The sequence below is a fragment of the Exiguobacterium sp. E17S genome, assembly GCF_057772545.1.
The window spans coordinates 49,123-67,539 of record NZ_JBYLRU010000002.1 but is presented as its reverse complement, the minus strand read 5'-3'; the positions used below and the strand labels follow the sequence as shown (position 1 = coordinate 67,539).

At 47.1% G+C, this 18,417-nt stretch carries 18 protein-coding genes; 11 read left to right on the top strand and 7 right to left on the bottom strand.

All coding sequences use genetic code 11. The annotated features are described in order from the left end of the window. Nucleotides 1-27: 27 nt before the first annotated feature. Nucleotides 28-483: a MarR family winged helix-turn-helix transcriptional regulator gene (locus AC3B4V_RS09560; protein ID WP_058265451.1), complete on the top strand. Its 456-nt coding sequence runs from the start codon at nt 28-30 to the stop codon at nt 481-483. Nucleotides 484-621: 138 nt separating this feature from the next. Then, entirely contained in the window at nt 622-1,713 is a 1,092-nt protein-coding gene (locus AC3B4V_RS09555) for a diguanylate cyclase (RefSeq protein WP_488378271.1), read from the top strand. 42 nt (nt 1,714-1,755) lie between these two features. On the opposite strand, the gene AC3B4V_RS09550 is transcribed toward AC3B4V_RS09555, so the two are convergent. After that, on the bottom strand, nt 1,756-2,310 hold the full coding sequence (locus tag AC3B4V_RS09550) for a TetR/AcrR family transcriptional regulator (RefSeq protein ID WP_488378270.1): 555 nt from the start codon (nt 2,308-2,310) through the stop codon (nt 1,756-1,758). A 242-nt stretch (nt 2,311-2,552) separates the two neighbouring features. On the opposite strand from AC3B4V_RS09550, the gene AC3B4V_RS09545 reads away from it, so the two are divergent. The 4 genes from AC3B4V_RS09545 to AC3B4V_RS09530 all read left to right on the top strand — a co-directional run bounded on the left by AC3B4V_RS09545 (nt 2,553) and on the right by AC3B4V_RS09530 (nt 6,499). Beyond that, the gene (locus AC3B4V_RS09545; protein WP_035399222.1) at nt 2,553-3,209 is read left to right on the top strand and encodes an HlyD family secretion protein; all 657 of its coding nucleotides are present in this window, start codon (nt 2,553-2,555) and stop codon (nt 3,207-3,209) included. 12 nt (nt 3,210-3,221) lie between these two features. Then, entirely contained in the window at nt 3,222-4,913 is a 1,692-nt protein-coding gene (locus AC3B4V_RS09540; protein WP_064300480.1) for a DHA2 family efflux MFS transporter permease subunit, read from the top strand. Nucleotides 4,914-5,258: 345 nt separating this feature from the next. After that, nucleotides 5,259-5,816, top strand: coding sequence for a hypothetical protein (locus tag AC3B4V_RS09535; RefSeq protein ID WP_023466728.1), 558 nt, complete (start codon nt 5,259-5,261; stop codon nt 5,814-5,816). 125 nt (nt 5,817-5,941) lie between these two features. Further along, nucleotides 5,942-6,499: a nitroreductase family protein gene (locus AC3B4V_RS09530; protein ID WP_023466727.1), complete on the top strand. Its 558-nt coding sequence runs from the start codon at nt 5,942-5,944 to the stop codon at nt 6,497-6,499. Nucleotides 6,500-6,619: 120 nt separating this feature from the next. Here AC3B4V_RS09530 and AC3B4V_RS09525 read toward each other — a convergent pair whose 3' ends face one another. The 3 genes from AC3B4V_RS09525 to AC3B4V_RS09515 are packed head-to-tail and all read right to left on the bottom strand — an operon-like array spanning nt 6,620 to nt 9,589. Beyond that, nucleotides 6,620-7,822: a CDP-glycerol glycerophosphotransferase family protein gene (locus AC3B4V_RS09525; protein WP_082874235.1), complete on the bottom strand. Its 1,203-nt coding sequence runs from the start codon at nt 7,820-7,822 to the stop codon at nt 6,620-6,622. 31 nt (nt 7,823-7,853) lie between these two features. After that, nucleotides 7,854-8,879: a ribitol-5-phosphate dehydrogenase gene (locus tag AC3B4V_RS09520; RefSeq protein ID WP_064300479.1), complete on the bottom strand. Its 1,026-nt coding sequence runs from the start codon at nt 8,877-8,879 to the stop codon at nt 7,854-7,856. Next, the gene (locus tag AC3B4V_RS09515) at nt 8,876-9,589 is read right to left on the bottom strand and encodes an IspD/TarI family cytidylyltransferase (protein ID WP_056064491.1); all 714 of its coding nucleotides are present in this window, start codon (nt 9,587-9,589) and stop codon (nt 8,876-8,878) included. The genes AC3B4V_RS09520 and AC3B4V_RS09515 overlap by 4 nt, the downstream gene beginning before the upstream one ends. A 292-nt stretch (nt 9,590-9,881) precedes the next feature. Between AC3B4V_RS09515 and AC3B4V_RS09510 the strand changes: the two genes are divergently transcribed. The 3 genes from AC3B4V_RS09510 (at nt 9,882) to AC3B4V_RS09500 (ending at nt 14,058) form a co-directional block, all read left to right on the top strand. Next, a complete protein-coding gene (locus AC3B4V_RS09510; RefSeq protein ID WP_488378269.1) occupies nt 9,882-11,654 on the top strand; it encodes a CDP-glycerol glycerophosphotransferase family protein in 1,773 nt (590 codons plus the stop codon). Beyond that, nucleotides 11,651-12,712, top strand: coding sequence for an acyltransferase family protein (locus AC3B4V_RS09505; RefSeq protein WP_223041145.1), 1,062 nt, complete (start codon nt 11,651-11,653; stop codon nt 12,710-12,712). The genes AC3B4V_RS09510 and AC3B4V_RS09505 overlap by 4 nt, the downstream gene beginning before the upstream one ends. A 149-nt stretch (nt 12,713-12,861) precedes the next feature. Then, nucleotides 12,862-14,058, top strand: a complete 1,197-nt coding sequence (locus AC3B4V_RS09500) for an MFS transporter (RefSeq protein ID WP_488378268.1) — start codon at nt 12,862-12,864, stop codon at nt 14,056-14,058. A 79-nt stretch (nt 14,059-14,137) separates the two neighbouring features. Here the strand turns inward: AC3B4V_RS09500 and AC3B4V_RS09495 are convergent, their stop codons facing one another. From AC3B4V_RS09495 to AC3B4V_RS09485, 3 genes are all read right to left on the bottom strand, one after another. Beyond that, complete coding sequence (locus AC3B4V_RS09495; protein ID WP_290714391.1) at nt 14,138-14,437, bottom strand: hypothetical protein; 300 nt, start codon at nt 14,435-14,437, stop codon at nt 14,138-14,140. Between the two features lie 67 nt (nt 14,438-14,504). Next, on the bottom strand, nt 14,505-14,957 hold the full coding sequence (locus AC3B4V_RS09490; protein ID WP_075642788.1) for a DUF4385 domain-containing protein: 453 nt from the start codon (nt 14,955-14,957) through the stop codon (nt 14,505-14,507). Between the two features lie 49 nt (nt 14,958-15,006). Next, nucleotides 15,007-15,636: a TetR/AcrR family transcriptional regulator gene (locus AC3B4V_RS09485; protein WP_326188582.1), complete on the bottom strand. Its 630-nt coding sequence runs from the start codon at nt 15,634-15,636 to the stop codon at nt 15,007-15,009. A 108-nt stretch (nt 15,637-15,744) separates the two neighbouring features. Between AC3B4V_RS09485 and kynU the strand changes: the two genes are divergently transcribed. Together kynU and AC3B4V_RS09475 are read left to right on the top strand one after the other, a co-directional pair. Further along, nucleotides 15,745-17,022 carry a kynureninase gene (gene kynU, locus AC3B4V_RS09480; RefSeq protein ID WP_488378267.1) on the top strand — a complete coding sequence of 426 codons (1,278 nt, stop codon included), beginning with the start codon at nt 15,745-15,747 and terminating at the stop codon, nt 17,020-17,022. A gap of 10 nt (nt 17,023-17,032) precedes the next feature. Next, on the top strand, nt 17,033-18,412 hold the full coding sequence (locus tag AC3B4V_RS09475) for an amino acid permease (RefSeq protein ID WP_488378266.1): 1,380 nt from the start codon (nt 17,033-17,035) through the stop codon (nt 18,410-18,412). Nucleotides 18,413-18,417 lie beyond the last annotated feature (5 nt).

Below are 18,417 nucleotides of genomic sequence, written 5' to 3'. Positions count from 1 at the left end.
TCCACTGAGAGAAAGGATGCTGCTTGCATGCCACAGGAACGTGATTTGCTAACTTATCGACTCGAGGAACAAATGCGTGTCATTCTTCGTACCCTGCGACGTGAACTTAACCGGCTATTTGAAGGAACGGCGACCCGGAGTGAGTTTTTCATCTTACGAAGCCTTTCAGAAAATGGTCCTCAGCGCCCGACGCTTCTTGCGGAACAATTTGAGCTCGCGACGAGTCAAGTCACTGCTTTGACGGATAAGCTGTATAAACAAGGATATGTCACACGGACACGTTCGACGGAAGATCGTCGTTCAATCGTACTCGCTTTGACGGAGGACGGGGAACGTGCATTTCGGGATCTCGAAATCGTCCGGAAAAACTATTTACAAGACCGCTTCGGTACATTGACGGAAGAAGAGCTCGAAACGATGGTTCATGTCTTTGATAAAATTTTACAGACGATGGATGAGGATACCCTTACTTCATCTTCTTAAAAACGGTAGATTTTCTACCGTTTTTTCTATTTTGGTCTAAAGATTTCCCTCTGTCTAACCGTTATCTACTTGAGTATACTGGAAGTATATATATGGAAATCTGTTAGCTGGGGGAGTTGGGAGGATTTGTTGTCCATCATGAATCAATTCATCATTAACTTTTGTCTACTGTTCACAACGATTACTCTCTTGTTCTTACCGTTTCGGAATCAACCGCGTATTTCATTGAACTCCAAATGGAGCATTCGACTTATACTCGGAGCAGTCTCTGGTCTGATTGCGGTCTTATTAATGTTCAATGGGATCCAAATCGATGTCGCCCGTGTTGATTTACGTATCGTTCCCGTCGCGATCGCCATGCTGTTCGGTGGTTTCCCAAGCGCCATCGTTGCAGGAGCAATGATCATCGGGACACGTTACTTTTTAACACCAGTTGATCAAATGGAAGGATTTTATTTATCTACGCTGATCATCGTCTTATTCATCACGACGATTGGGATCATTCGTCGATTCGTCCATGTCTCGATTCGTCATTTTCAACTTATGGTGTTGGTCGGTATTCTCTATTCGTTACCCGCCATCTACATCTTGACGCACAGCTGGTCGACATTCTTTAAAATCTCGATTGCGTACGTCTTCTTTAATTTATTAGCTGGCTTTGTTGCCTTTCGATTACTGACGGAATTACGCCGTCACTTCGAAAACATCCAGTATCAGCAGAAACTCGCCATGACGGATGCTTTGACAGGGCTCGCCAATCGCCGTCGTCTGGATGACTCGCTATCGCTTGTCGGTTCGACCGATCAAGGCTATTCACTTGTGCTCATCGATATCGATTTCTTCAAGCATGTCAATGATACATATGGTCATGATGCGGGCGATGATGTGTTACGCCAACTCGGCATGACTCTCGCTTCCTTGACGCGTCCAGACGACCTCGTCGGACGGTACGGTGGTGAAGAATTTTTAATCATCTTACCAAGTACTTCGGCGAAAGAAGCGCAAAAAATAGCAGAACTAGCTCGGCTCACGGTCGCACGTAACCTGTTCCCGACAGCAGATGTACCTGATCTACAAATTACGATCTCACTTGGGATTTCACATTCCAGTGGTTCGCATACGTCACTTGAAGCATTACAACAGGCAGATAAAGCGTTGTATTATTCAAAAGAAAGTGGACGGAATCGGAGTACGATCTATACGAAAGAACTCGCATTCCGACAGGCTTAAACTGATTGGACACTTCCGCAGGGAAGTGTCTTTTTTACGTCCTCATTCCGTCTCTTTAGGAAAACCGATACTCTCAACCGTTCCAAAGACGATCATCCGACTTAATTGTTCTGCCATATACTCTGATGAATACGGTCGACCGTTTCGTAACCAAGAAATCAACAATCCCAACTGTCCACCAATGACATAGTTCAATAATAAGTCCCGATCGACGAACGTAGCTTCTTCTGTGATTTGCGGTCGAAACACAATTCGATAATTCTCTTTCAAAGTATCGAGAAAACGAGAGATGAACGTTTTGATCGGTCCTTGAACGAGCATCGTCTGATAGAATAGTTCATTTTCTTCGATATGAATGAACAAACGAGCAAAATAGCGACTCACCTGCTCGACTGTCGGAAAGACAGTTCCTGTACCCGTGATCCGAATTGCTTGTTCAAGTGCCTTCATTTGCTCCTCAACGACTTGGTCGAGCAAGTCATACTTATCTGTATAGTGTGCGTAGAAGGTCGAACGATTCACACCTGCTCCATCCGTCAACATTTTAACAGTAATGCTCGAGAAGCTGTGCGTCTTCAGTAAACGAAATAATTCCATTGTAATACGGTCACGTGACGTTTTGGTCGGGGATCACGGCTCTCATTCATCCATATTTCACTCCTTTTTCACCATCTTTTCATTAATGAATCCGTTATCATCTATTTTTCCAACATTTTGTCGGAAATTGTCGGTTGTTTGTTAGCTAACGTTCCATATAATTAACTATATTAATTACTCCTCCCCCCAGAGGAGTACTTTTTTTGAATCGATTGTACACAAGAAAGGATGCTAACACACCCATGAGTATGAAAAAATTATTGATCATCAATATCGTGACACTCATCGTTTTAATCGGTGGTGGTGTTGTCGGATACTACTATTACGATCAAGCAACGAGCTATGTCAAAACAGACAATGCGAAAATCGACGGTAAGATGATAACGGTTGCGAGCCCAAGCGCTGGTAAATTAACAGACTGGTCTGCGAAAACAGGCGAATCACTTGCCAGTGGCGCAACAGTCGGACACGTCATGACGGCACAAGCCGGACAAAAACCGACGGATCTCTCGGTTTCAATGCCCTCAAAAGCAACGATCGTTCAGTCGATGGCGACAAAGAACGGCTTCGTCGCAGCAGGTACACCTCTCGCATATGGTTTTGACTTAAACGACCTTTGGGTCACAGCGAACATCGAAGAAACAGAAATCGATGAAATCAAAGTCGGACAAACAGTGGATGTTTACGTCGACAGCTACCCGGACACGACACTTTCTGGTGAAGTCGAGCAAATCGGTATGACGACGGCTTCCACGTTCTCAATGATGCCTTCTTCAAACGGAAACGCGAACTACACGAAAGTCGCACAAGTCATTCCAGTTAAAGTATCACTCTCGCAAGAAAAATCACTCGACATTCGACCTGGTATGAATGTGACCGTCCGCATTCATAAGGATTAAGGAGGGACGTTCATGTCTACTACCTTCTTGTTCGGATACAGTGCGTTCACGATTCTGATCATCATCGGCGTAAACTGGATTGCCCGTCGAAGTCGCTCATCCGACACGGCACTGGCGACGGACGGACCGACACTTGAGGAATCCCTCGAGACGGAACCGACGATGACCGTGACACCACCAGTCGCAGCACCTTCTAAACAGGTATCGACTGAAAACGTCAGTATTCCGAAAGTACTGACGGTCTTACTCATCGGTATGTTCATTGCTATTTTGAACCAAACGTTGATTAATGTCGCGTTACCAGTTCTGATCAATGACTTCAACGTGTCGACGTCCACTGCCCAGTGGTTGACGACGGGCTTCATGCTCGTTAACGGGATTTTGATTCCGATCAGTGCCTTTTTGATGCGAAGCTATACGTTCCGCCAGCTGTTCCTCGCTTCGATGACACTGTTTTTCTTCGGATCGGTCATCTGTTCGATGGCAATGAACTTCCCGGTCATGATGATCGGTCGTGTCGTTCAGGCAGCGGGGGCTGGTATCTTGATGCCACTCGGATCAAACGTCTTCATGACATTGTTCCCACCGCATAAGCGCGGTGCTGCCATGGGAATGCTCGGAATCGCGATGATTCTGGCTCCTGCTGTCGGACCTACGATCACGGGATATGTCATCCAAAACTATGACTGGCACGTCATGTTTTATGCGATGTCCTTCTTTGGATTAGTGACGTTGTTACTCGGTACGGCTTGGTTCCGCCTGACGCAGCCACTCTCGAAACCTTCTTTTGACGCACTGGGCGTCTTATTCAGTACGATCGGATTCGGGAGTCTCCTTTACGGATTCAGTGAAGCCGGGAATGACGGCTGGGATAGCCCGATCGTCATCAGCACGATCGTCATCGGCTTAATCGGAATTGCTGCTTTTGCGATGCGTGAGCTGTCGATGGAAGATCCGATGTTGAATATTCGTGTGTTGAAAGTACCGGAATTTTCGTTCACCCTCTTCATCAACGTCATCGTCACGATGGCGTTGTTCGGTGGGATGTTACTTTTACCGATTTACCTTCAAAGCATTCGCGGTTTTTCACCGGTCGATTCAGGTCTTCTCCTTTTACCCGGATCACTAATCATGGGAATCACCGGACCGATTGCCGGTCGTTTATTTGACCGTTTCGGTATTCGTCCGCTCGCTATCTTCGGTTTGACGTTGATGACGTACGGGACATGGGAATTGACGCAATTGAACATGGATACGTCGTATTATTCCATCATGGGCATCTACATGCTTCGGTCATTCGGTATGGCATTCATCATGATGCCGATCATGACTGCCGGTATGAACGCTTTACCGATGAAGATGATCCCGCATGGAAACGCGACCCAAAACACACTTCGTCAAGTCGCCGGCTCCATCGGAACGGCAATTCTCGTCACCGTCATGACCCGTCAAACGACGGCTCACTTGGCAGACGACGCGAATCAGTTTACGACGCTCGACCCGACGCTTTCACAACATTTAAACGATCTTGGACAACAGCTGGGTAGCTCACAAGCCGCTTCAACGAGTTGGTTTACGATGTTGACGAAACAAGCGACGATCCAAGGGATCACCGATGCGTTCTGGATTGCGACCGTCTTATCTGCGCTTGCACTGATTCTGTCCTTCTTCTTGCACGGAAAAAAAGAACCGAATCTGGATTGATTGACGAAAGGGACTGACTCAAAAGTCAGTTTCCACAAAGGTAAGGGTGGCAGAATGATGATCTGCCACCCTTATCTCATAACAAAAAGAATGACGCGTTTCACGCAACTCCTACAGGAAAAAGCGCATCTTTGCGCTGTCAGAGACAAACAAGACCCGCTTTCCTGCTTGAATGAAGCAGGAAAACTGGCTTGTGTCTCGCCTGAGGAAAGGGCGTGAAAAGACGCGTCATTCTTTTTTGAGTCAGCCTCTTTTCTTATACTTTACGAAAAGTTCTTCTTTGCACTTCAGCCTTAAAATCGATACACTAGGAACAATGAGTTTCATATCTAAAGGAGATGCTTTATGGTTGCCTTTCTGCAATTTTATGCGTTCATCTTTGCTTGTTGTTTTGCTTGGCAAGTTGGTCGACCATCCCCTTGGTCACAAAAGATCGTTCGTGCCTTTTTAACAAGTGTCAACGGGCTCTTCGTATTCGCACGTGCCTCGATTTCAATTTTTTTATTGGTTGGACCACTATTACTCGTCACCTATCTTGTCTTCCCACGGTTAATCGCTTTTGAAAATGGTTTAGCGATGGTGATCAGCGTGCTCGTCATCGGACTGGTTGATCGTCTCGTCAGTCTCGTCGTCCTGCCACTCATGCGTTCCTTTTTCTTAAAACGTCAACGCGTCATGCCACAATCGGTGGAAATGGTGCTTTATACGATGGCAATGGCTGTCTTGCTCTTCATTCAGCTTCATGCTGTTCCTGGCGTTCAAATTCATGTAGCATTAACGATTTTCCTTGGTTTTACGATCTATTTCGCCCATTATCTATTTGCCCTATACCGGATTCGTCTTATGAAAAAAAAGCTAACGACTGTTGCTCAAGATCAAGACGAGGAACGAAAAGCCTCTTAATCCGAATGCAACGAAAGATGATTTCCTCACGGGAATCGTCTTTTTTTGTTTTCTGACAAATAACGTTGACAATGATAATCGTTATCATTTATAGTGAAAAAGTACTCAGTGAGGAGATGAAACGGATGCATGCCCAACAAGTGATTGAAACACGCCGGTCGATCCGGTCCTATACGGAACAACCCGTTCCGGTCGAATTGGTAGAAGCATTACTCGACACGGCGATTTATGCCCCGAATCATAAATTACGAGAGCCTTGGCGCTTTGTTCTCGCAATCGAAGACGGACAAACACGGTATGTCGATGCCTTGATGGAATTGCTGACAGCGCGTGGTCAATTCGAGACGAAAACGTCTGAACAACGTCAACAGGCTGAACAAAAATTACGGGAAGTCCCGGTTTATTTAACGGTACTTTGTCAGGTACAAGGGACGCCGGATCAACAGCTAGAGGATACACTTGCAACAGCTGCGATGATTCAAAATCTGCAGTTGGTAGCAACAGAACGAGGTCTTGGATGTTGCTGGAAGAGCGGAAAACACTGGTTCACACCAGAGTATGCCTCACTCGTTGACGCTTCTGAAAACGAACGCGTTCTCGGCGTCATTCAAATCGGCTGGCCTGCCATCGTTCCACCTGTCAAACCTAGAACGTCTGCAAAGGACAAGTTGACGCACTTTTAAGAGGTGCGCATTCTGCGAGCTACCCCTGCTCGCGCCAATCAAGCCCCAATTCAAAAATAAAAACGTTCCGATGACGTCTCTCTCCCCAAACGGAGACGCAATCGGAACGTTTTTCTGTATTCACACTGGTGTTTTCGTATAGACAGGCGCCTCTGGAATCGTGTCATATAACATATGGTCGACGATTCGTTTGGTCGCTTCTCCGTCCTGATACGTAAAGAACTGATTCGCAAATGTCTCGATTTTCTGTGTATCGAATTGCCCACGTTTAATCCAAGCAATGACGTCTTCGAACGTCGACACGATTGGTCCCGGTACGAACGTTTCATATGGGAAGTAGAAATCGCGTTCTGCTTTATACGACTGAAGATCGTTAACGAGAAAAATCATCGGCTTCTGCAACAAGGCAAACTCGAAGATGACAGACGAATAATCCGTAATCAGAATATCCGCAATCTGCATCAGATCATTGATGTCCGGGTAGTCTGTCATGTTAATGATTTGATCCGCATACGCGTCCGGTACGACTGGTGGATTGAGAACGAACGGGTGCATGCGAAGCAAGAGGACTGTATCCGGTCCAAGCTCACGACGGAACTTCTCAAAATCGAGCTCTTGATCGTAATGTGCCGTTGTTTGTCCATTTCCTCGGAACGTCGGCGCGAGTAAGATGATTCGTTTCTTGCGCCATTCTGGATATCGGTCATAGAGCTTTTCTCGAACACGGGCTTGGCGTGCTGTGTTCAGTAGCTGATCCGTCCGTGGAACCCCTAATGGATAGATCCGTTTCTGCTCCATTCCGAAAGCATCCGCATATGGTGCGATACATGCTTCACCGGAAACATAGACCTTGCTATAGTTCCGGTGAATCTGGACCATCTTCAAATAATCATCATCCGGCGAATAGGATTTATCAAGCACACTATAGCCGAACTTTTTAAAGGCTCCACAGGCATGCCATAGCTGAATGACTTCTGTCCCTTCCCGTAAGGACGACACATATACAGGGTAATAATAATCATCAATGATGAAGTAACGAGCAGTCGCTAATTCGTACGTCGCTCGCATCATATGAAAGACATATTGAATTTGCCCCGCCAACGATTGAGGGAATCGCTTTAACAAAAAAACGTATTCATACCCTAAGTCGCGACGTTCGAGTTCATCGTAGACGGCACGAAAGTTATCGACAAGACGATCGGAACGATACGTCGCAAAGACGACTTTTTTCGGTTGAATTGGTAACCGTTTCGTCAACCAGTACGTCATAGCAAGCAGATAGTGGACCGTCCGTCGTTGCAATAACCGAATTTTTTGTTTCATAGACGATTCTCCTCTTTTTCAGCGCACATCGTTACATGCACCATTCCATGACCGTCTTTCCGAACCGGTTCGTCAAATCGTTTTCAAACGCTTTATGAATGTCTTCGATTTGTCGGATTTGGAATACGCCTGAAACCAGGTTCGATAAATAAGCTGGAATATCAGGATGTGCTTGATACAATTCCATCGTCCTTGCGAAATCAGCCGGTGTACTCCGACTTGAACCGTAGACACGAAGTCCTTTTTCAAGAATCATCCGCGTGTTGATCGCGACGGCATCTTCTGATACGCCAAGTAACGCCATCGTGCCTTCCGGAATAATATAGTCGATCATCTGATTGATCGCATATTGGCTGCCAATTCCCCCAACACATTCGAAACCGTGGTTGAAGGAGACATCGGCTGGAATCTGATCGATGTGGTACGTCTCGTCTGCAAACGAGAAATAGTCAAGCTTCGACTGCGTTTTGCCAAAGACGAGTAATTTCGCTTCCGGATACAACTTACGTAGCAAGAGTGCTGTGATGAAGCCAAGATTCCCGTCACCCCACACTCCGAACGTCTCGCGACGAGGATGGGCAATCTTTTCGAAACGAGTCAAGGCATGGACCGATACACTGACGAGTTCAGTGAATGCCGCGACTTCAGGGTCAAGATCAGCCGGTACTTCGACAAGGCGGTCTGCTTTTAAGAACACATAGTCTTGCATATAGCCATCGTATCCACTCGAACGGAAACGACTCGTTCGCAAATAGTTTTCACCGATGATGTCATCTTCTTCCGTCGGTGTATTCGGAACCATCGCGACGAGTGTTCCCTTCTTGAATGTTCCACTCGGATCATGTACGACTTTTCCTATGCCTTCATGAATCATGGCCATCGGTAATTTTTTCGCCAATACTTCCGCACTACGGCTACCCGTGAAGTAGCGTTGATCGGCGTGACAAATCGATAAATACGTTGGACGCACGACAACACGATCGGTATTCAATGACCGTTCATCATACGTCACTTCGATTTGACGCGGGGCGACGAGTTGATAGACTTGGTTAATCATTGATGAATCCGCTCCTTCAAGATAGCATTCGCAATCCGTAGGTCGTATGGTGTCGTCACTTTAATATTGAACAGTTCACCCGTGACGAGCGCCACATCTTCTCCTTTAAGTAAAAGAATCTTACAAGCATCCGTCAAAATCGCTCGTTCTTCCGTCGAAAGCGACTCATAATGCGATTTCAACTTCGTGATCTGGAAACTTTGTGGTGTCTGTCCTTGATACATTTGATCACGAACCGGAATATCCGTGATCGTTTTACCGTTCGTTGAAGCGACGATCGTATCGATTGCTGAAATGACCGTATCGCATGAGCCGAATTCTTGTGCTGCTTCAATGTTTTCTTTAATAATGCGGTGCGTCAAGAACGGACGGACGGCGTCGTGTGTGACGATGATATCTTCCTCAGACAGACCGTTTTTCTCTTCGATCCAGTTCACCGCTGCCATGATCGATTCATTTCGATCCTGTCCACCCGGTGTAATGACGAGGCGTTCATCTTTTCCGATGTATTTCTCCAAAATATCGCGCGTATAGTTAATCCAAGCAGTCGGTGTGACGATGATGATGCGGTCAAAATCCTCATGTAATAGGAATTTCTCTACTGTATGGACGATGATTGGACGTTCTCCGATCGATAAGAATTGTTTCGGTCGATCGACATTCCCCATCCGTGTTCCTTTTCCTCCAGCTAAAATGGCTGCATAAATCATCTTCTGACGCAGTGTCTCGTTGGCTCTTTCAAACGAGACGACCTGCTTCCCTCCCTTATGAAATAATCGAATTTCGGTTTTCTTTCCCTAGCGTTCAGGGTATGTGTAATGATGCAGTCTGTGTTGAAGTGTTATTTTACAAAAACACAAAAAAATAAAGAAATCCCTATTAATTTTAATGTCTCACGATATAATGAGTGGTGATTTCTAGTTTCACTATACTATGTTCAAGTAAAATTTAAAAATCTATCATGATTGTGTAAATGCATTGTAATTATTCAAGCGAGGAGAGATGGTTTTGATAGAAGAGACACTGACCCCTACCTTACATGCTGAGGTCACCTACTTGGAATTAGCTGGAACGACGTTTCGTTTCGAAGCACGTTTAAGTGGATTGGCTGATTTTTTGCGTGCCGAACAAACATTATTTGAAAATCCTACATCGCAACAGCAACCTGAACTTGAGGAACATGACGATGAGTATATTCAGTCTGAACCTACTGAAGCATTGGTACCGCTTGAACGTGCCATCGTCTTTCGTAATAAACGAAACAAACGGACGTTCATTTGCCGCTTTCCGTTCGAAGGTGACTGGACGGAAGAGTCCTTTACAGGCGAATTGAATCTGAATCATATCACGCCGACCGGTCGTCCATTGCCGATGGGCTATTTTGATGCGTTCTTCGCCATCGTCCAAGGAAAGACGATCTTACATGAAGCGCCTTTTGGTGATACGCGTTCGTTAATCCCGGTCGCTTACCGCGTCGATACAAAACATAGTAACGCCTTGATCTTACTCGAATATGAACTTGTCGTGCAGTATTCGGAATACAGCAACTCTTTAGGTTTCCATTCCCTGAAGAAAGGCGAATCGAAACGTCTAATCCAAGTCATCGATCGCTATAAGAAGTGGAAGAAGAACATGAAGAAGCGCGCGTTCAAGTTCCGTCGTTTTACATTTAAGGCGATCTATAACGTTACGAAATGGACGCAACCAATTCAAGAGAACAAAGTCATCCTCGCTTCGGATTCGCGGAGTGATATCAGTGGGAACTTTGCTTATATCTTGGATGAAGTCAAACGCCGCGATTTAGATCTTGATGTGAAAACCTTCTTCAAACCGAATCTTCAGTCTCGTCGTGATTGGCGTGACAAATTTGCCTTGCCATACCACTTAGCGACAGCAAAGACGATTCTTGTCGATGACTTCTATCCGATGATCTACCCGTTGAACATTCGTAAAGGCAGTGATTTGGTTCAAGTCTGGCATGCCGTTGGCGCCTTCAAGACATTCGGGTATAGCCGTCTCGGAAAACCGGGTGGTCCAAGCGCGAACTCGCTCAGCCATCGAAATTATACGAAAGCGATCGTCAGCTCGCATAATGTCGCCCGTCATTATGCTGAAGGCTTCGGGTTACGGGAAGATCAAGTCATCGCGACCGGTATTCCACGGACGGATATGTTCTTTGATCAACCGTTCATCGAGGAAGCGAAAGCACGTATCTATGAGGAATATCCCATCTTCAAACAAAAGAAAGTCATCATGTTCGCGCCGACGTTCCGAGGAAATGGTGCGAAGAGTGCCTATTATGATTTTGATCAACTTGATCTCGATGCGCTGTACGAAGCACTTCATGAGGAGTACGTCTTCGTCCTTAAACTGCATCCATTTATCCGCCGCCGGATGGAGATTCCAGAAGTCTACGCTGACTTCTTCCTCGATTTGACGGATCATCGTGAAATCAATGAGTTGCTGTTCGTCTCAGACATCTTGATTACGGATTACTCATCAACGTGTTTCGAGTTCTCCCTATTGAATCGACCGATGTTGTTCTTCGCGTATGACCTTGAGGACTACATCTCAAAACGTGATTTCTATTACGACTTCGAAGAATTCGTTCCGGGTCCAATCGTCAAGACATCGGACGAATTGATTGAACGGATTAAAAACAAAGACTTCGAAATGCATAACGTCAAAGCATTCGCAGAGTATTTCTTTGAACATCAAGACGGGAAATCGAGCGCCCGGTTCGTTGATCAAATCCTTCTGGGTGAGAAAAAATGAATCGCTCCATCAAACCAGTGACCACACCAGCGTACGATCATTGGCTTGGGAACTATAAGGTCTTACTCATCTTCATGGTAGTCTTCGGTCATTTGATCGAGACGTTCCGTGATTTACCGGGAAACGATAGTGTGAGGATGGCGTATAACGTCATTTACTTGTTGCACATGCCCGCCTTCATCTTCATGAGCGGCTACTTTTTCAAACAAGTTCGACCTCAACGCATCCTCGCCTTCGTTGCCCTATATTTCATCTGGCAATCGATTCACGAAATCTATTTGTCCTACACGCAGGATGATTCCTTACGTGAGATGCTCGATGGGTTACTCCATCCGCTCGTTCCGAATTGGACGCTTTGGTATCTGCTTGGGATCATCATTTGGCAAACCGTCACACCGGCATTCCAGGTGATGCGTTTCCCGCTGATCGTGAGTGTCTTATTTGCTTTATTGATCAATGCCAACCCAGATTCAATCACGAACTTCCTGTCGTTACAAAAAGTCGTCAGTTTTTATCCGTTCTTTTTGATGGGTTACCTCGTCAAAGAGCGCGGTTGGCTGACTGACGCCGGCTGGCGAAAGCAGATGACGGCACCGATCGGTCGACTGACCGGACTAATCGTCTCGCTCTTGATTGTCGTCTTCATGATTGTCTGGACGAAAAACGGATTTGATACGGTCTGGCTCTTCTATCGCGACACCTACGGGGAATTTGAAGTCTCGCTTCTAAAGGGAGCAGCGATTCAATTGTTCCTCTATGCTGTCAGTACGATCATGATCTTCTCGGTCTTGTTGCTCGTGCCGCACCGGTCATTCGGAGATCGATTCGACCAGATCGGCATACAGACGCTTGCGATCTACTTGATTCACTCGTTCATCGTCCGTTTGTTCCGTGATTCGGTTCCACCAGCCATTACGGAGTCGCCACTGTTACTAATCGGACTGTCCTTCTTGCTCGCTACCGGATTCGTCTGGTTGCTGTCGAGTCGCCCCGTCGTGACAATCTTCCGACCGTTGCTGTCACCGAACATCAAATGGTTATTAAAAAAAGAACAATAAGTCTGAACTGACTTCATCCTTCTCAAAGGATGGAGTCTTTTTTGAATCCTCGACTCGTCTACATTGACAGGTCCTTTAGCTTGAATCTAAGATAATGAAGGTGAAACAAATAACCGCTTACAGAAAGCGGGTCGAAAGAAGGGGTCCCCTTGCACGCGGATCAACGAAAAAAATTAACGGTCCTCATGATCAATATGTTTATTGCGGTCGGGAGCTTCGGGATCATCATTCCGATTCTACCCGCTTACTTAGCTTCGATTGGACAAGGTGGGACGGCGGCTGGGTTAATGATCGCCATCTTTGCCGGGGCACAACTCGTCATGTCACCGATTGCCGGAAAATGGGCGGACCAATACGGTCGTCGCAAGATGATCATCTATGGATTGATCGGCTTGACGCTCTCGATGTTTGTCTTCTACTTCTCCAATTCCGTCACGGTCCTCTACATCTCGCGCGCAATCGGCGGTGCCGGTGCTGCACTTCTGATTCCAGCGATTTTTGCTTACGTCGCGGACATCACGACGATGGATCAACGCGCAAAAGGAAACAGTTACGTCTCAGCTGCGATGTCACTCGGTATCGTCATCGGTCCTGGAATCGGTGGATTCCTTGCCGAGTATGACTTAAAATTGCCACTACTCGTCTCAGCGATCGTCTCGGGGGCAGCCGTCTTGTTCAGCGTTCTGTTACTTCAAGAAAGCGAAAAACACGATGCGACAGCGATGGCACCAGATGAAGGATCGATGCTTAAGAAACTGGGGACATCGTTTAAGAAACCGTACTTCGTCCCGCTCGTCATTACACTCGTCATGAGCTTCGGTCTCATGGCATACGAATCAGTCCTTGGTCTCTTCGTCGATGACCAATTCGGTGCTTCACCGAAAGACATCGCGATCATGGTGACGTCGACCGGGATCATCAGCGTTATTGCTCAAATCTTCATCGTCGATAAGCTATCACGTAGTCTCGGAGAAGGAAAGGTCTTGAACCTGTTCCTGTTCATCGCGGCACTTGGTTTCTTCTTATCGTTATTGACATCAAGTTATGGTGGATTCTTTGCGATTACCCTCGTCATCTTCCTTGCGACGTCAATTTTACGTCCTGTCTTGAATACGATGATTTCAAAGCTCGCTGGTAATGAGCAGGGCTTTGCTATGGGAATGAACAACGCCTACATGAGCATCGGGAACGTGCTCGGACCGACGCTTGCGGGTGTCCTGTATGACGTCAACATTCTCTATCCGTTCGCACTCGGTCTGATTTTCCTCGTCGTGACGTTCATCGGATCGTTCATCTGGCAAAAACGTCAAGCACGATTGATTGCCAAGGTCGAACAAAGTTCTTAAACGAATCAAAAATAGCCTCGATTGCTCCATCCCATCGGACAGAGCAGTCGAGGCTATTTCGTTTAACGATATTCGTCCGTCATACGGATTGTTCCTCTGTTCTTGACACGAGCAGTTTCGCAACGATTTCTGTTAACAAGAAAACGAAGACGACTCCTGTAAAATCCAGCGTCAACCACGGCATCAGACCATAGCCGATCAAAAGTGTCCCAATCATTAACGGACGATACGAAGAAAAGGATGGTCGATTCGAACGGACACTCAAAAGGACGCTCACGACACCAAGCACGATGAGCCACGTCACTGAAATATCATAGAAAAAGTGATCAATCAGTAAAAACAGACCAATCGGATACAGCGGAACCCACCAACGATTCATACACATGCCTCCCGTTTTCTTTTCAGTATCGCATGCTTTGAATTGATTCCCTTTATTTTGAAATGACTTATCCGTACTGCTTTTGATGCGCACGTTTAAGTTCAAGGTATTCTTCATCTGCCCGAATCAAATCCCATTTTTCTTGGAAGATGGCCGCAGATTTTGCTTTTTCTTCGTCGATCTCGCGCGTGTGCAATTCTTTGGTCTCTTTATCTTTATATTTGCGCCCACCCTTATAGTTCGCATAACGTCGTGCGCGCGTATGTCCCATCTGAATGAACTTCCGCGCCATATCCATACCGACGAAGTCTCCGTCTTCTTTATAAGCTAAATACATCTCATAAATTTTCTCAGACGATTCCTTCGCGATGTCCGGCGTCTTAAAACGCCAATGCGGCAAAATCTCACTTTTGTAAGGTTCGACGAGTAAGACCCCTTGCTCCCCGCGTCCAACCCGGTACTTTTCCGGCTCCTTACGAAAATCCGTCGTCTTGAAATCGAGATCGTAATCAAACGGCATCCCGGTCACGCTCCCTTCTACTTCGAAACGTTCCCTTCCCGTCCGTTCATCAATCCTCGATCCGGTAGAGTCCTTGCGTATAAATCGTCGCTAAGACGTGCGCAATCTCTTCGATCGTCGCTGTCGCCTCTTCGCGGACGACTTCGAATAAATACATCTCATTCGCGAAGAACCAACCACGGGCGACGAGTTTCGAGTCGACATCCTGCCGCGCAAGTCCTGTCTCCTGCGCATACTGGATATCCTGACTGATCCGATCAATGAACCGTTCCCGAATCGCTTTCCATTTCGCACGGACGATGTAAGACACGCCGATTGCTTGCTCGACAACCCGTAGTATCGCTCGTTCTTCTTCCGCGAGACGCAAGAAATCCGTCGCTTGCGTCACGATGCGTTCCTTTGCCTCCACCGGCGTCGTCGGTTCGAATGTTCGTTCCGCGATCGCGTGGAAGCGGCTCATGACATCTTCCATCAGGACGACGAGCAGCTCATCTTTCCCTTCAAAATGGACATAAGCCGTTCCGTAGCCGACGCCAGCTTGTTTAATCACTTGTGAAATCGTTGCCGTTTGAAACCCTTGTTCTAAGAAGACGTCACGTGCCGCACTCAACAGTTTCTCGCGTGTCCGCACTGTGCGCAGATGACGTTTATCGATTTTTTCTGGTTGAGAAGATGACATGTCCTTCACTCCTTTTGTTTTCTCTATTCGATAATATTGACACAATGTCAATTTGTTTGCTACGCTTTTGTCAAAATTGATTGAGCATTCATTTGAGGAGGATGACGTATGACACTGCAAGCAAAACGGACCGATGCTGCTGCTCAGGATGAGCAAGATGCACTCGCTGCCTATCGTGATGAGTTTTATCTGCAACCGGGTAGTATCTATATGGACGGAAACTCGCTCGGCTTATTATCGAAGCGTGCCGAGAAGACGTTGCTCGAGTCGCTATCAGACTGGAAAGAACTCGGAATCGATGGCTGGATGAAAGGACGTCATCCTTGGTTTGAATTATCGGAACGTCTCGCTGCTCTCAACGCTCCGCTCGTCGGCGCACAAGCGGAAGAAGTCATGGTCACTGGTTCGACGACCGTCAATCTCCATCAACTCGTCGCGACATTCTTCCAACCAACAGAAGGACGAGATAAGATTTTAGCGGATGCGCTGACGTTCCCGTCGGATATCTATGCCCTCCAAAGCCAACTTCGCTTACGTGGTCTGGATCCGGAGACACATCTCATCCAAGTATCGAGTCGGGACGGTCGCTTTTTAGAAGAAGACGATATCATCGCCGCGATGACGGATGATATCGCGTTGATCGTCTTGCCGGCGGTACTTTACCGAAGTGGACAAATTCTCGATATGGAGCGTTTGACGAAGGCAGCACACGACCGTGGCATCCTGATTGGTTTTGATGGTTGTCATTCCGTCGGAGCCGTTCCCCACGCGTTCCATGACTGGGGCGTCGACTTTGCCTACTGGTGTAATTACAAACACTTGAACGGTGGTCCTGGAACGGTTGGTGGATTATTCGTCCACGAACGTCATTTCGGAACGTTGCCTGGTCTGACGGGCTGGTTTGGTTCGCGGAAGGATAAGCAGTTCGATATGGATCATACGATGACACCGGCGGCACATGCCGGTGCCTTCCAGATCGGGACACCACACGTCTTAAGTCTCGCTCCACAAATCGGTGCATTAGAGATGTTTGACGAAGTCGGTATCGAAGCCGTTCGAACGAAATCACTCGCGTTGACGCAGTACATGATGGAACTCGTCGAGCAGGAACTCACACCGTACGGTTTCGTCATCGGAAATCCGATCGACGATAAACGCCGCGGGGCGCATCTCAGCCTCGAGCACCCGGAAGCAGCACGGATCTGTAAAGCACTCAAGGAAAATCGGATCATTCCCGATTTTCGGGCGCCAAACATCGTCCGTCTAGCACCCGTCGCGCTCTATAATACGTTTACCGATGTCTATGACGTCGTCGCGACACTCAAACGAATCATGGAAGATAAAGAATACGAACGTTTCGCGAATGAACGCGAAGTCGTTGCTTAAGGAGTACACCATGGAACAACCTACTGAACTACGGCGTGAACTCAAGACACGCCAACTCACGATGATTGCAATGGGCTGTGCGATCGGAACCGGTCTTTTCCTCGGAAGTGGACTTGCGATCGGGCTTGCCGGACCGAGCGTTTTGATCAGTTACGCAGTCGGCGCCTTCATCGTCCTACTTTTAATGGGCTGTCTGGCTGAAATGACGGTCGCTCATCCAACATCTGGCTCGTTCGGTACGATTGCCGAACGATATATTAGTCCATATGCGGGTTTTCTCGTCCGCTATTCATACTGGATCGCAAACGTTCTCGCGATCGGCGTTGAGGTCAGTGCGATTGCCATCTATATGAAATACTGGTTCCCGGACGTTCCCGGAGTCGTCTGGATTCTCGTATTCGCTGCCGCGCTAATCTATATCAATGCCACGACAGTCAATACGTTCGCGACCTTCGAATACTGGTTCTCAGTCATTAAGATCAGTGCCATCTTGCTATTCATCCTGCTCGGTGCCTACTTGGTCATCGGCAGTCCAAGTCCTGAGATTGGTCCGCAAAACTTCACGAATGATGATGGTTTCATGCCATTCGGTTTCTCGGGTCTCTGGATTGCGATCTTCATCTCTCTGTTCAGCTTCCTCGGAACGGAATTGATTGCCGTAACCGCTGGTGAAGCGAAGGACCCGGACGTTGCCGTACCGAAAGCATTAAAAGCAACGGTCTTCCGTCTTTCGACGTTTTATGTCATCACGATTGCTTTGATGTTGATGATCGTCCCGTGGCAACAAGCAGGCGGTGTCGATCAAAGTCCCTTCGTTAAAGTAATGGAGATGCTATCGATTCCGTATGCAGGCGGCATCATGAACTTCATCATCCTGACGGCAGCACTGTCTGCGATGAACAGTCAACTGTATGCTTCGACACGGATGATGTATTCGTTATCGAAGGCAACATATGCACCGAAAGTGTTTGGTCGTTTAAACCATAGAGGCGTGCCACTCTTCGCACTCGCCGTATCAACGATCGGGATTTTCCTTGCTGCGATCATCAGCAGTCAGTCGAGCGTCTCTTATCCGTTTATGATGGGGATTTCGATGTTCGGGGCAATTTTCACGTGGTTCATGATTTTCATCTCCCACCTCTACTTCCGTAAAGCGTGGGAACGCGAAGGCGGACGGACGTTACCGGTCCGGATGATGGGCTATCCGTATCTGACGGCTCTCGGTGCGTTGCTATTATTCGCACTCGTCCTGACGACGTGGTTCACGGATTTCCAAATCGTCTTGAAGTTTGGTATACCGTGGTTGTTGTTCTTGTCCGTCGCTTATTTCTTCTGGAAACGGGCGCATCCGGAACAACCACAGACCGCTGAAAAACGAAAACTGAATTAACATGA